The organism is Halonotius roseus (assembly GCF_006861655.1).
GTDB classification, from domain to species: domain Archaea; phylum Halobacteriota; class Halobacteria; order Halobacteriales; family Haloferacaceae; genus Halonotius; species Halonotius roseus.
The window spans coordinates 156,413-169,850 of record NZ_SESI01000002.1 but is presented as its reverse complement, the minus strand read 5'-3'; the positions used below and the strand labels follow the sequence as shown (position 1 = coordinate 169,850).

The window sequence follows — 13,438 nt, the reverse complement described above, 5'->3', positions numbered from 1 at the left end:
GCCCTTATTACGATGAGCGCATTCTTCGAGCATAATGAGCGACGAGACAGCGACAGGCGAGGAGGATCGCACGATCCTACTGATCGGCAGCGGGCCGATCCAGATCGGACAGGCCGCCGAATTCGACTACTCCGGGGCCCAAGCCTGCCGGGCACTGCAGGAGGAGGGCGCGCGCGTCGTCCTCGTCAACTCCAACCCGGCGACGATCATGACCGATCCGGAGATGGCCGACGAGGTCTACATCGAGCCGATCAACACCGAAGCCATCGCCGAGATCATCCGCAAGGAAAACCCCGACGGCGTCATCGCCGGGCTGGGCGGCCAGACCGGGCTTAACGTCACCGCCGAACTCGCCGAGGAGGGCGTTCTTGAGGAGTACGATGTCGAGATCATGGGCACCCCGCTCGACACCATCTACGCGACCGAAGACCGCGATCTGTTCCGCCAGCGGATGGAGGAGATCGGCGAACCGGTCGCCAAATCGACGACGATCTCACTCGACGAGGACGAGTCGGTCACCGACTTCGACGAGGAGGCCTTCCGCGGCCGCGTCGAGGACGCCCTCGATGAGGTCGGCGGTCTCCCTGTCATCGCCCGCACCACCTACACGCTCGGCGGCTCGGGCTCCGGCATCGTCGACGACTTCGAGAAGCTCGTCGAGCGCGTCCGCAAGGGGCTGCGCCTCTCGCGGAACAGCGAAGTCCTCGTGACGGAATCTATCGAGGGCTGGGTCGAACTCGAATACGAGGTCATGCGCGACGCTGACGACTCGACGGTCATCATCTGCAACATGGAGAACATCGACCCGATGGGCATCCACACCGGCGAGTCGACGGTCGTCACCCCCTCGCAGGTCATCCCCGACAAGGGCCATCAAGAGATGCGCGATTCCGCGCTGAAGGTCATCCGCGAACTCGGCATCGAGGGCGGCTGTAACATCCAGCACGCCTGGCGCGACGACGGCACGCCCGGCGGCGAGTACCGCGTTGTCGAGGTCAACCCCCGCGTCTCACGCTCCTCGGCACTCGCCTCGAAGGCGACGGGCTACCCGATCGCCCGCGTGACCGCAAAGGTCGCCCTCGGCAAACGCCTCCATGAGATCACCAACGAGATCACCGGCGAGACGACCGCCGCCTTCGAGCCCGCCATCGACTACGTTGTCACGAAGGTGCCGCGGTGGCCGATCGACAAGTTCGACGATGTGGACTTCGAGATCGACACCGCGATGAAGTCGACCGGTGAGGCGATGGCGATCGGTTCGACCTTCGAGGAGTCGCTGATGAAGGCCCTGCGCTCTTCGGAGTACGACCCCGCCGTCAGCTGGAACGAGGTCGACGGCAAAACGCTGGAAGCCGAGTATCTCGAACGCCCCTCGCCGGATCGCCCCTACGCCATGTTCGAGGCCTTCGATCGCGGCTACTCGGTTGAGGAGATCATTGATCTCACCGGGATCAAGGAGTGGTACGTCGAGCGGTTCAAGCGGATCAGCGACGCGTCCCAGGCCGCCCAGGATGGCGACTTCACGCCCGCGGCGACCGCGGGCTACACGAACACCGAGATCGCCGAGATCGCCGACGGCGGCGTCGATGTCGACACCGTCGAACAGGACGTGCCCGGCCGCAACTACAAACAGGTCGACACCTGTGCCGGCGAGTTCCGGGCCGAAACACCGTACTACTACTCCGCGCGCCTGCCGGAGTTCCACAGCGGCCCGCTGCTGGGCGAGGAGGCCGCCGGCGAGCTCCGCGTCGAGAAAGACACCGAAAGCGTCGTCGTTGTCGGCGGCGGCCCGATCCGGATCGGCCAGGGCGTCGAGTTCGACTACTGCTCGGTACACGCCGTCCAGGCCCTCCGCGATCTCGACATCGAGGCCCACGTCGTCAACAACAACCCCGAAACCGTCTCGACTGATTACGACACCTCCGACGGGCTGTTTTTCGATCCCATCTCCGCGGAGGAGGTCGCCGACGTGGTTGAGGCGACCGGCGCGGACGGCGTGATGGTGCAGTTCGGCGGCCAGACCTCTGTCAACATCGGCGAACCCCTCCAGACAGAGATCGATCGACGCGGGCTGGACTGTGATATCATGGGCACCACCGTCGAGGCGATGGATCTCGCCGAGGATCGTGACCGGTTCAACGAGCTGATGGACGATCTCGGCATCGCCCAGCCGGAAGGCGGGACGGCGACCTCCGAAAACGAGGCTCTCGAACTCGCCCACGAGATCGGGTATCCCGTTCTTGTCCGCCCGAGCTACGTGCTCGGTGGCCGTGCGATGCGCGTTGTCCACGACGACGCCGAGCTTGAACACTACATCGAGGAGGCCGTTCGCGTCTCCCCCGATAAACCGATCCTCATCGACGAGTTCCTCAGCGACGCGGTCGAACTCGATGTCGACGCCGTTGCTGACGGCGAGGACGTGCTGATCGGCGGCATCATGGAACACGTCGAGAGCGCGGGTGTCCACTCCGGCGACTCGGCGTGTATGATCCCGCCGCGTTCGCTGTCCGAGGAGACGCTGGCCCGCGTCCGCGAGGTGACCGAGGATATCGCGACCGCCCTCGATACGGTCGGTCTGCTCAACGTCCAGCTCGCCGTCCGCGGTGGCGAGGTCTTCGTGCTTGAAGCCAACCCACGCTCCTCCCGCACTGTCCCGTTCGTCTCGAAGGCCACGGGCGTTCCGATCGCCAAGCTTGCCGCGCAGGTGATGACCGGTCGCTCGCTGGCGGAGCTCGATGCTGCCGAGCAGATCCCCGAACAGACCAGCGTCAAGGAGGTTGTGCTGCCGTTCGACCGCCTCGATGGCTCCGATCCACGCCTCGGCCCGGAGATGAAATCCACCGGCGAGGTCATGGGCAGCGCCGACACCTTCGGCAAGGCCTACGACAAAGCCCAGGATGCAACGGGCAAGCCGATCCCGAAATCCGGGACGATCGCCCTCGATCTCTCGGATGAGGTCTTCCCCGATCCCGACACCGAGGCCGGCGAGGAGTTGGCCGAAGGCTTCGGTGAGTTCTTCGAGTTCAGCGAGGCCGTCGATCTGATCGATGCCGCCCGCGCCGGCGAACTCGATATCATCGTCTCCCGTGACCGCGATCTGTTGGAGGTCGCTGTCGAGGAGGAGATCACCTACTTCTCGACGCCGGCCAGCGCGAGGGCCGCGATCGAAGCCCTCCAGGCCAGCGACGAACCGATCGACGTACAGTCGATCGCCCGTCGGCCGAAACGCGTCGAGCAGTGGGGCAAGTAGGCTAACAACCGACCCGCGCCTGTTATCGATCAGCCAGTCACGACAGCTTATCCAGGGCCGCAAAGAAATCAGCCACCGGCCCGACGAGTCGCACCGGCGTTTCGGCGCGTGAGACGGTAATCTCTGCGGGTGTCTCGATCTCGTGGGGGCGTCGCCCATCGCTGACAACGATCGCATGGTCAGCGTCGTCGACAGCCACCGTCACCTCGCAGTCGCCGCCGACAATCAGCGGCGGCATCCCGTCGACGCCACACATCTCGTTGACGATCAGCGCGCCGATCGAGGGGTGGACGATCGGCCCGTCCTCGCTGAGGTTGTAGGCCGTACTCCCGGTCGGGGTGGCGATCATCACCCCGTCGGCGTGGCTCTGGGTGTACTCCGAGCCGTCGATCGTCACCCGGAATGTCGCGCCGCCGCCGGGGCCGCGCCGCGGTCCGGTGACGACGATCTCGTTGACCGCGGGAACGCTTTCGAACTCCCCACACCGGGCGGTAAGCCGTGGGGCTTCCCTGATCTCGTGGTCGCCCGCCTCGATCGCGTCGACGGCCTCCCGAACGGCGGCAACCGCGTTTTCGGGGCTGACGGCGTTCAAAAATCCGACCTCGCCGAGGTTGACGCCCAACATCGGCGTGCCGCCGGCGGCTCTCGCGGCAAACAGAAAGGTGCCGTCGCCGCCGATGCTGACGACCAGATCACAGGCCTCGAAGGAATCTACGTCGTTGTTGGCTGCCGCGTCGCCGACCGCATCGGTGGTCGCTGTCGGCTCGTCCAGCGCGGCGGCGGTGGCGGCATCGACCCGTGTCGACACCCCGTCGTCAGCGAGGGCGGTTTGGATCGATTCGGCGACGCCGACCGCCCGGCTGTTGTCCCGCTGTGCGACGAGGCCGACTTCCATACCGCGCGTTCTCGCCGTGATGGCAAAAGGGCTGTGTCGGCCCACTGTTTCCGCCCGCCCTGCCAGTGTCGCTCAGTCGTGGCGGGTCAGACAGGTCGGCAGCCCAATTAGTTCGACGGGCTCGGAGTTGTCGGGCGAGTAGACGACAAACTGGCCTTTCTCCATGTAGGGCACCTTCGACTGGAGATTTGCGGGGATGTTGACGCTGTTGATCGCATCCTCATCGCCGAGGTTGAGCACGAGCTTCGTATTCAACTGCTTGAACACCGGATCGGCGATATCCTGTGGGTCTTGGGTGATAAGAAAGAGGCCAAGCCGTTCCTTGCGGCCCTGTTTGGCGGCTTCAGTAAATTTCTGGACAACCTTCCGGGCCTGGACGGTGTCGGCATCCGCGAGGAAGTTGTGGGCCTCGTCCATCCCCAACACCATCGGCGTCTCCTTGATCCGGTCGCTGTCGGGCGCATTCGAGAGCTTGTTGTCGATCAGGTACGCCGAGACGGCAAGCACACACAGCTCCTTTGCGCGACTCGATGAGAGGTGGTAGGTCGGCACCACCGTCAGCCCGCCGGGGCGAACAAGCTGGTGGTCGAGCTCGGTGATCGGCTTTGCTGATTGGTCGAAGATGCCCGACGGCATCCCGAAGACGCGTCGCTTGATCGCGTCAAAGGTTGCCTCGTGGACACGACCGGATTCGTCGAGCTCCTCTTTCAGGGCTGGATCGTCAAGGAAGCTTTTGAACTGGCTGTAGGTACCCGACTCGCCGTACTGTCGGAAAAACCGATTAAGAAGCGTCTGAAGCCCTGAATACTGGTTGTCGTTGAGGCTGCTGCCGGCGACGAGCCACGGCCGCGCTTTGGTCATCGAAAACGGCACCGTGAACTGGATCTGCTCGGCGCGGTGGCCCTCACCAGGGTAGCTCGTCCCGTCCTCGGTTGGAACGAGCGCGATCGTGTCGTCGACGCCGCCGTAGGCGACGTTCTCTCGCTCCAGCTTGCGGGCAAAGCCGTCGTCCAACTCCGGGTTGTCGTCGTGCATCTGGGCGTACTCGTCTTGGGGATCGAACTGGACGACCGCCGGCGATACCGTCCGCCCATCGTCCATCGGGTACGCGCGCTCGTCGCTGAGATACTGCCGGAGGATGTTTTTCGAGGCGTGCGTCTTGCCGGAGCCGGTGCCGCCGGCGACGAGGGTATGCCGGAAGACGAGCGGGTCACCGGACTCGTAGTCGTCGGTCAGTCGGTAGTCGATGGTCGGCGGCTGGGCGGCGGTTTCGACTTTCTCGCCGCCGACTGAGAGATGGCCGAGGAAAACGCCGTCTTCGGGGATGTTGAGCCCGGTCTTGATCTGCTCGCTGTCGGTCGCCTGCTTGAGAATTGCGCCCGGTTTCGGGACGCGGTCGGTCATCCGCCGATTGAGTTCGACCTCGCCCTCGTCGTCGTACTCCTCGTAGAGGACGGCGACCGGTTCGAGGTCGGCCATGAACTTGTAGTCGCGTTCCTCGAACGTTGACTGCCGCATCATCCGGCGGGCGTGGATCTCGGTTGCGTCGTCGGCGTTGAACTCTTGGGCGTATTCGAGCCCGGTGATCCGACAGAACAGGGTTTCGTCGTCCGGATACGGGACGAGCAGGTATTTACCGATCCGCACGGCCTCGCGGTTGCCGGTCGTGATGAACGCCCGCAGCGTCGTTTCCTCGTCGTCTTCGGCGACACGCAGGCCTTGGGAGACCGACAGCGCGCCCATGCCGGTGTCGTCGCCCTCCACGTCGGCGGCGATGCGCTCGAAGCTGTTGCGGTTGTCGTCGGTGCCGCCCTCGCGGTCGTCGCCATCTCCGTCGGGCGCGCCTGTGGCCGTCCCGCCGTCAGCCGATGACACCGAGTCAGATTGTGCCTCGCTCCCGCCGGTGTCGTCGGTCACGTCGCTAAAATCCTCCAGCGTCATACAGTGGGGTGCCACCCTGGGGGTAAACTCCTTTCCCCTATCATCGGCTGCGGGGTCGCTGGCTTTTATTCGCCGGCGACAGTACCGATGGGTATGGATTACGACGCAGACAGCACCGCACTCGTCGTTGTCGACATGCAAAACGGCTTCTGTCACCCGGATGGCTCGCTGTACGCGCCCGGCAGCGAGGCCGCCATTGACCCGGTCGGTGACCTCGTTGACCGCGTTCACGACGCTGACATGCCGGTCGTCTACACCCGAGATGTCCACCCGCCCGAGCAGTTCGATGATGCCCACTACTACGACGAGTTCGATCGGTGGGGTGAGCACGTCGTTGAGGACTCGTGGGAGGCTGAGATCGTTGACGACCTCCCTGTCGGCGAGGATGACCACGTTGTCGTCAAACACACCTACGACGCCTTCTATCAGACCGAGTTGGAGGGCTGGCTGAACGCCCACGGGATCGACGATCTGTTGATCTGTGGCACCCTTGCCAACGTCTGTGTGTTCCATACGGCCGGCAGTGCCGGCGTGCGGGATTTCAAGCCGGTCGTTATCGAGGACGCGCTCGGCTATATCGAGGAAGACGACCGCGAGTATGCGGTCGATCACTGTGAGTTCCTGTTTGGCGAGGTTACGACCAGCGAGGAGCTGTCGGTTGGATAGCTCGGTAATCTCACTAAACGACGCGTTCGATGTCGGCGAGTATGTCGTCGAAGGCAGCCAGCTGTTCGTCGTGTGTCGTCTCAGGCTCCTCAGCCGTCGATACGGCATCGGCTGCTCCGTAGATAACGATCCCCTCCTCATGGATTGACCGACGGAGGGCTGCTCCCGTGTGAGCAAGGGGCACAACATCGATCGCGTCAGTTCCGAGTTCGGCACTGAGGCGTTCGATAAGCCGGAGTCTGGCCCGTGTTCGTGCGGCTGAATCCAGTTCGTCGTCGAATGCAACCGCGAGATCGATGTCACTGTCCCCGGTCGCTTCGCCGCGTGCGTGTGAGCCATACAGCACGGCGACCGTGATCGGGGCATCGGCGAGCACCGAGACGAGCCGATCATGGTCGATCGACAGGTTCGCTACGTCATCGATCTCTCGCATCACTCACAGATGCGGTCGCAGGCGACTTAATACTCACTCCGACCGGCACCGATTCCGAACCGTTAACGACCTGCCGGCCGCCCGTTCAGATATGGCTCCCGGCGATCTCGAAGCTGTTGCCGACCGATCGAATCTCTACTACGTTGACACCGGGATGTACGATGTCGCCGGCTACGGCGCGGTCTACATCCTCGACACCGCCGAACCGGCAGTCATCGACACCGGGATCGGCACCAACCGCGAATACATCTTCGATGCCCTCGACGAACTCGGCATCGACGCGCTCAGCTACATTCTGCCGACCCACGTCCACCTCGATCATGCCGGCGGCGCGGGCTTTCTCGCCGAGGCGTTCCCCGACGCCGAGGTACTGGTACACGACCGCGGGGTCGACCACCTCATCGATCCGAGTCGCTTGATCGAGGGAACGAAGGCCGCTGTCGGCGACATGTGGCCCTACTACACCGAGCCACAGCCCATCCCCGAGGATCGAATCAGCGCCCTCATCGACGGCGACGAGATCGATCTCGGCGATCGAACGCTGACGGCGCATGCGGCTCCGGGGCATGCCCCCCACCAGCTTGTTTTCGAGACCGACGAGCTCGTCTTCACCGGCGACGCCGCCGGCATCTACGTCGACGCCCGCGACGAGATCCGCGTCACCTCGCCGCCGCCGCAGTTCGATGTCCAGCAGTGTATCGACGATGTCTCGATGATCCAATCGCTCGACCCCGAGACCCTCTGTTTCGCTCACTTCGGGCCGCGGAGCTACGACGAAAGGCTGCTCGATGGCTACAAGCGCGGCCTCATCGAGTGGGTCGAGGCGATCCGCCAACAGCGTGATCGCCAGGCCGACGACGAGGCGGTTATCGATCATTTCGTCACAAACACCGATCTCACCGAGATCTGGGGCACCGAGAAAGGGTGGGCCGAAACGCGGCTCAACGTTCGCGGCGTGTTGGCCGCGCTCGACCAGGGCCGTGTCGATATCGACGACCCGTCGTAGGCACCAAACGGCGAATGACCCAGCAGAGACAGCTACGGCCGAATTAGGTCGCTGTCGGGTGATTTCACGCGCGCAAAACGCCGATCTACGGCGGTGAAATCGCGGTTTGTCGACGCCGAATTCTCGGCCGTATTTATGACCCTCTCAGTCGTGGGGTGGGATGTATGCCGCCCTCCCAATCATGCCCGCCGGAATCGAGCGACGATGTCGCTGTCGAGGAGATCCTGTCGTTGCTCGCCGACGACTACGTTCGATCGATTCTGGACGCGCTGACCGATGGCCCGAAGCCAGCGACCGAGATCGCTGATCGCTGTGACGCCTCAACCGTCACGATCTACCGGCGGTTGGATCGCCTCGAAACCGCCGGGCTCGTCGCCGTCGAGACACAGTTGGCCCCCGATGGCAACCACCGCGCGCAGTACCGCGCCCGCTCGGCATCGGTCGCCGTCTCGATCTCCGAGGCGGGACTGACCGGCGAGCTCACCGTCGAACCGACAGCCGAGCCGGCGGCCGGCGACTACGGCCACCGCCCGGCGTCGACCGTGGGCGATGATTGATCGGTTCCAGTTGGTCGTTTCAGCCCCGGAGATCACGCTGGGAGGTTTATAATGGATGCCGGCAAATCCTCGTCTGTGTCGTCGCTGCCCGAGTGGATCGACGAGCGGATCGACCGCAACCTCGACAACACCCTGACGCAAGCCCACGTCGTCGAGACGATGCTGGATGCCGATCGACCCTTCTTTTCGATCCGCCAGCTCCAGGCTCGGATCAAACCCGATGTATCGACGGCGACCGTCCGAAACCGGCTCAACGAGCTCCAGGCGATCGATGTCGTCGCCACCGAGACTTACCCCGAGTCGATCACGCTCTACTACATCAACCACCCTGAGGCCGACTGGCCGCTATCGCCGACCGGCAAACGACAGCTGGCCAGCGAGTCGCCGCTGGATCGGCTCTCGGCGTGGGGGTTTCTCACGATGCGTGATACCGCCGGGATTCGGACGCTCGCGCTTGCCGGCCTCCAGCTGACGCTGCTGTTGCTAACTCTCGGCGCGCTCCTCACGATCGTTGGCCTCGATATCGGTGTGACAAGCAGCGACGTTGTCTTCTGGGACACCGCCTTCGATCTGTTGTTTGTGAGCCTCGGGATCCTCCTCACCGAGCGGGTCGTCCGCTGGCTGCGCCGTCGGTTCGGATCCAGTGATTTGATACCGGTGCTGTGAGTATCCCTGCCAACGCCATCGATGTCCTCGCCTGACGCCGCCACCGGTCCGGAACTGCTCGCCGAACGCTCCGTGATGGGGATCTTTATCCATCCGATCACCCTGTTTACCGGGTTTTTCGGGATCGGCATTCTGATCGCCGTCTTTGTCTATCTGCTGTCCAACCACCAGTTTACGCGGGCGAACGCTCGCAACGCGTTGAACTGGCATCTCTCGGTGGCTCTGCTGGCTATTATCGGGCTGATTCTGTTTGTCCTCGGTGCTGACGAGTGGACGACTGAGACCGGCCAGACGGTGTCGGTGTCGCTGCTGCCGGAGCCGCTGGCGACGATCTCGCTGATCATCGGTGGCGTCCTGCTGTTTCTCGGCGGTGTTGCGGGCCTGCTGACGATCGTGTTCAGTATTGCGGCGACGTTCAAAGCCATCTTCGGCAGCGCGTGGCCCTATCCATTCGCGCCGGATCTGCTCGCCTGGCTCGGGGAGCTGGAACTTCCCGACCGGCTCAGCTGAGGTCGCTACCCCTCGAATCGACGACCCTCCCCGCGGACGGCGGCGAGATCCTCGTGGGTATCGATGTTGGCGAACGCCGCTGATCCGACGTGTGCGGTCACCGCCCGCTCGGGGACAACGACCGGGTCGAGTGCCGAGACAAACGCCGCAAGCCCCTCGTCGTGCCGTCGGGCATCCTCGCAGGCTGCGGCGGCGGCCCGAACGTGCACGACCGCCGGCAGCGACCGCTGTCGCCCATCGACACGCGGGATCGCCCCCGTGTTGTGTCGGGCTTGGCCGAAGAGATACTCGATGAATCCAGCGGGGACAAATGGCATATCACAGGGCACCACCGCCGCGTACGTCGCCTCGGTCGCCGCCAGCGCGGTGCGCAGGCCGGACAGTGGGCCGCGATCGCCGACCGGATCGATCGCAAACCGGGGGTCGTCGCCGACCGCCTCGGCAAACGCCGCCTGCTGGTCGCGCCGGCAGTTGATAACCCGTTCGTCGACCACAGGAGCCAGCGCGTCGGCGACGTGTCCGAGCAGTGGCCTGCCGTCAAGCGGTGCCAACGCCTTGTCGATGGTGGGAAACCGCTCGGAGCGACCGCCGGCGAGGATCAGCCCTGCTCGCCCGGTGTCGGCATGAGCCGCGGTCTCCTCGGCGGGGAGTGTCTCTGCGGCGCTCTCGTTGTCGGTCAGCGACATGGGATCCCCGCTTGTTGGCGATCGATTCCGTCGTCATCGTCGGTCGTGCGAGATGACGTCGCTACCTGCTGGTATCGGTAACCCTCTGCTATCGGGGGTTTGTACGGGTGTCGGCGGTCGGCTGGTGGGGGGCTGTGCGGGTGTCGGCGGTCGGCTGGTGGGGTGGCCCTCATTTCGACTGGTGGTATCGAAACTCTCGGTTCGACGCGGTAAAACACTGATCGTTGACGTTTATCGGGTTGTGTGTTTGTTAGTCGGTATCTGTCCCATCTATGGCTCTGTATAAGATATTTATACTGTCTCTGAATAGGATACCGATGTTTTTCTGCCTATTTGTTTTTAAACATACGGTGTTTCGAAACTGCGTTGTCTCAGGGAGCCATTCGTCGCGGGGGTCGCCGAACTGTGGGTGTGTGCTTCGACGGTCTTAAGCGAACTTAGCCAGAAGCTATGTGGGATGAGTGACCCGGCGTTGACCGTTGTCGAGTTCCTCCTGACGACCCGCGTCTACAACGAGACACGCTCGTTAGACGAGAACGATCTTCCCCCGCGGTTTCGGCAGGTGTTTTGGTCCGATACCGACGCGGCCGACGATGCCGACGAGACCGACGCATCGTCAGCTGACGAGCCGGCACCGCCGGGTGAGATCAACCGCCCGCTGAAGGTGACCGACTCTGTCGCCCGCACGGCCACCGGCGTCGAGCACCCCTGGGAGGCGGTTTCCGACCTCCTGTTCACCCAGCGTGAGGAGTTCTCCGGCGAGATCTCGCTGACCCAACCCGAGATGGCCCTGGAGTGGTATCTCGAACGCGTTGACGACGAGCAGTTGGCGACGAACCCGACGCTGGCGTACACCGCCGAAGACGAGGAGGGCGTCACCGTCTCCTACGATGACGCCCGCGAAAACAACCGCCCGATCCAGGCCGACCGGGTGTGGATCGACGCGCTGCTCTCGCAGTATTTCGACGAGGACGACGACGCCGAGATGCTGGATCTCGTCTCCGTGCGCGCCCCCGAGGAGATCGAGATGACACTCGATGATCTCGTCCTCACAACCGACCAAGAGGAGGAGATCCAAAAGATCGTCAAGGCGATCGAACACCGCGATTATCTCGCCTCGATCGGGCTGCGCGAGATCGGGAAACTACTGTTTGTCGGCCCGCCAGGCACCGGCAAAACGACGATCTCCCGTGCGCTGGCCCACGAGCTCGGGCTGCCATTTGTCGAGGTGAAGCTCTCGATGATCACCAGCCAGTATCTCGGTGAGACGGCGAAAAATGTGGAAAAGACCTTCGAGGTCGCAAAGCGGCTCTCGCCGTGTATCCTCTTTATCGACGAGTTCGATTCGGTCGCCAAAACCCGCCGCAGCGACGAACACGCCGCGCTGAAGCGGGCGGTCAACACCCTCCTCAAATCGATCGACGACATCTCGCTGATCCGCGACGACGTACTCCTGATCGGTGCGACCAACCACCCCGACCAGCTGGACGCCGCCGCATGGCGACGCTTCGATGAGATCGTCAACTTCCCGAAACCCGATCGTGGCATGCGGTCGGACATTCTTGAGGTCATCACCCAACCGATGGAGATCGACGGCTTCGACCCGCAGGTGATCGCCGAACACACCGAGGGGCTGACCGGCAGCGACCTCCGGATGGTGCTCCGTGAGGCCGTTCTGGAAGCACTCACCGAGGAGCGAACCGAGCTTACCCAAGAAGACTTGATCGCCGCCGTCGAGGACTTCGAGGAGCGAGACAATCTCAAGAACATGGATATGATCGACGGCGACGGCGCGGCCCTCACCGGCAGCGCGGACGATCACGACCACGACGATCATGACCACGATCACAGCGCGGACGACGGGTCGGCCGACACCGACGACGCCGAAACCCCGCCACAGTAGGACGCTCCGATGAGCATGCGCGTCACCCTCCTTGGCACCGGCGACACGACGGGAACCCCGACGGTCGGCTGTGACTGTGCGACCTGCGACCGCGCCCGCGAGCGCGGCGTCGAACGCAGCCGGTTTTCAGTGCATATCGAAAACGAACGGGCCGAGGAGTCGATCCTGATCGATCTCAGCCCGGATTTCCGGCACCAGTTTCTCACACAGGACGTGCCACTCCCCGACGCCGCGGTCGTCACCCACATCCATTTCGACCATCTCGACGGCCTCGGCAACGCCTACCGGATCTTCGACTCGCTGCCCGTCTACGCCGCCAACGAGGTCGACCCCGAAACCGGCGAATCAGTCGCCGAGACGGTTCGCCGCAAGTACGACTACCTTGATCGGGTATCAGTCCATGACGTGACGCCGCTGGAGCCGATCGAGGTCTGTGGGCTTGAACTCACGCTCGTCCGGGTCGACCACCCGCCGCTGATCTGCTATGGGCTCGTCGTTGTCGACCCCGAGACGGGCGCGAAACTCTCGTTGTCGGGCGATACCAGCTACGACGTGCCCGAGTCCTCCCGTGAACGACTCCGCGATCCGGATCTGTTTCTCGCCGACGCCATCGTGCCAGCCGCGCTCTGTGATCGCCATCCGCTCGGCGGGAGCCACCACGACGCCGACGGTGTCCCCCGCAGCTTCGGGACGAAACATATGACCCGTGAGGGGGCGTTGGCACTGGCCGACGATCTCAACGCCGACGTGACGCGGCTGGTGCATACAGCCCACTACTATCCGGCCGACGAAGCGTTCGAGGAGCCGCTGGCGGTCGACGGCGAGGGGTATCGGCTCGATGAAACCGGCGTGATCCGCCTCGATACCACCCCGGCGGAATCAGCGTCGACGACGGACTGATCGCAGGTCATCGCTGCGGGTGGTT

11 protein-coding genes and 1 pseudogene are annotated in these 13,438 nt (G+C 63.8%); 8 read left to right on the top strand and 4 right to left on the bottom strand.

Features of this window, described 5'->3' with window-relative positions; translation table 11 throughout:
- The first annotated feature begins 34 nt into the window (after positions 1-34).
- Positions 35-3,250, top strand: coding sequence for a carbamoyl-phosphate synthase large subunit (gene carB, locus EWF95_RS06895; protein ID WP_185911728.1), 3,216 nt, complete (start codon positions 35-37; stop codon positions 3,248-3,250).
- A gap of 37 nt (positions 3,251-3,287) precedes the next feature.
- Here the strand turns inward: carB and EWF95_RS06890 are convergent, their stop codons facing one another.
- Together EWF95_RS06890 and EWF95_RS06885 are read right to left on the bottom strand one after the other, a co-directional pair.
- On the bottom strand, positions 3,288-4,145 hold the full coding sequence (locus EWF95_RS06890; protein ID WP_142443340.1) for an NAD(+)/NADH kinase: 858 nt from the start codon (positions 4,143-4,145) through the stop codon (positions 3,288-3,290).
- 72 nt (positions 4,146-4,217) lie between these two features.
- Positions 4,218-6,086 (bottom strand): ATP-binding protein, encoded by a 1,869-nt coding sequence (locus EWF95_RS06885; protein WP_142443339.1) that lies wholly within the window; start codon positions 6,084-6,086, stop codon positions 4,218-4,220.
- A 93-nt stretch (positions 6,087-6,179) separates the two neighbouring features.
- On the opposite strand from EWF95_RS06885, the gene EWF95_RS06880 reads away from it, so the two are divergent.
- Positions 6,180-6,752, top strand: coding sequence for a cysteine hydrolase family protein (locus EWF95_RS06880; RefSeq protein ID WP_142443338.1), 573 nt, complete (start codon positions 6,180-6,182; stop codon positions 6,750-6,752).
- Between the two features lie 13 nt (positions 6,753-6,765).
- On the opposite strand, the gene mntA is transcribed toward EWF95_RS06880, so the two are convergent.
- Positions 6,766-7,185, bottom strand: a complete 420-nt coding sequence (gene mntA, locus EWF95_RS06875) for a type VII toxin-antitoxin system MntA family adenylyltransferase antitoxin (RefSeq protein WP_142443337.1) — start codon at positions 7,183-7,185, stop codon at positions 6,766-6,768.
- Between the two features lie 91 nt (positions 7,186-7,276).
- Here mntA and EWF95_RS06870 point away from each other — a divergent pair, with 91 nt between their 5' ends.
- The 4 genes from EWF95_RS06870 (at position 7,277) to EWF95_RS06855 (ending at position 9,924) form a co-directional block, all read left to right on the top strand.
- Positions 7,277-8,191 carry an MBL fold metallo-hydrolase gene (locus EWF95_RS06870; protein ID WP_142443336.1) on the top strand — a complete coding sequence of 305 codons (915 nt, stop codon included), beginning with the start codon at positions 7,277-7,279 and terminating at the stop codon, positions 8,189-8,191.
- Positions 8,192-8,355: 164 nt separating this feature from the next.
- On the top strand, positions 8,356-8,748 hold the full coding sequence (locus tag EWF95_RS06865; protein WP_142443335.1) for an ArsR/SmtB family transcription factor: 393 nt from the start codon (positions 8,356-8,358) through the stop codon (positions 8,746-8,748).
- 75 nt (positions 8,749-8,823) lie between these two features.
- Entirely contained in the window at positions 8,824-9,414 is a 591-nt protein-coding gene (locus tag EWF95_RS06860; RefSeq protein WP_142443916.1) for a hypothetical protein, read from the top strand.
- A gap of 21 nt (positions 9,415-9,435) precedes the next feature.
- Positions 9,436-9,924 (top strand): DUF4870 domain-containing protein, encoded by a 489-nt coding sequence (locus tag EWF95_RS06855; protein WP_142443334.1) that lies wholly within the window; start codon positions 9,436-9,438, stop codon positions 9,922-9,924.
- 5 nt (positions 9,925-9,929) lie between these two features.
- Here EWF95_RS06855 and mobA read toward each other — a convergent pair whose 3' ends face one another.
- Positions 9,930-10,610, bottom strand: coding sequence for a molybdenum cofactor guanylyltransferase (gene mobA / locus EWF95_RS06850; protein WP_142443333.1), 681 nt, complete (start codon positions 10,608-10,610; stop codon positions 9,930-9,932).
- 457 nt (positions 10,611-11,067) lie between these two features.
- On the opposite strand from mobA, the gene EWF95_RS06845 reads away from it, so the two are divergent.
- Positions 11,068-12,513 (top strand): ATP-binding protein, encoded by a 1,446-nt coding sequence (locus EWF95_RS06845; protein ID WP_142443332.1) that lies wholly within the window; start codon positions 11,068-11,070, stop codon positions 12,511-12,513.
- Positions 12,514-12,528: 15 nt separating this feature from the next.
- Positions 12,529-13,350, top strand: a pseudogene (locus EWF95_RS06840) (MBL fold metallo-hydrolase); the annotation flags it as partial.
- Positions 13,351-13,438: the final 88 nt, after the last annotated feature.

Coding starts and splice junctions, on each gene's coding strand:
- carB (WP_185911728.1), top strand. CDS start 35: ATGAGCGACGAGACAGCGACAGGCGAGGAGGATCGCACGATCCTACTG.
- EWF95_RS06890 (WP_142443340.1), bottom strand. CDS start 4,145: ATGGAAGTCGGCCTCGTCGCACAGCGGGACAACAGCCGGGCGGTCGGC.
- EWF95_RS06885 (WP_142443339.1), bottom strand. CDS start 6,086: ATGACGCTGGAGGATTTTAGCGACGTGACCGACGACACCGGCGGGAGC.
- EWF95_RS06880 (WP_142443338.1), top strand. CDS start 6,180: ATGGATTACGACGCAGACAGCACCGCACTCGTCGTTGTCGACATGCAA.
- mntA (WP_142443337.1), bottom strand. CDS start 7,185: ATGCGAGAGATCGATGACGTAGCGAACCTGTCGATCGACCATGATCGG.
- EWF95_RS06870 (WP_142443336.1), top strand. CDS start 7,277: ATGGCTCCCGGCGATCTCGAAGCTGTTGCCGACCGATCGAATCTCTAC.
- EWF95_RS06865 (WP_142443335.1), top strand. CDS start 8,356: ATGCCGCCCTCCCAATCATGCCCGCCGGAATCGAGCGACGATGTCGCT.
- EWF95_RS06855 (WP_142443334.1), top strand. CDS start 9,436: ATGTCCTCGCCTGACGCCGCCACCGGTCCGGAACTGCTCGCCGAACGC.
- mobA (WP_142443333.1), bottom strand. CDS start 10,610: ATGTCGCTGACCGACAACGAGAGCGCCGCAGAGACACTCCCCGCCGAG.
- EWF95_RS06845 (WP_142443332.1), top strand. CDS start 11,068: ATGAGTGACCCGGCGTTGACCGTTGTCGAGTTCCTCCTGACGACCCGC.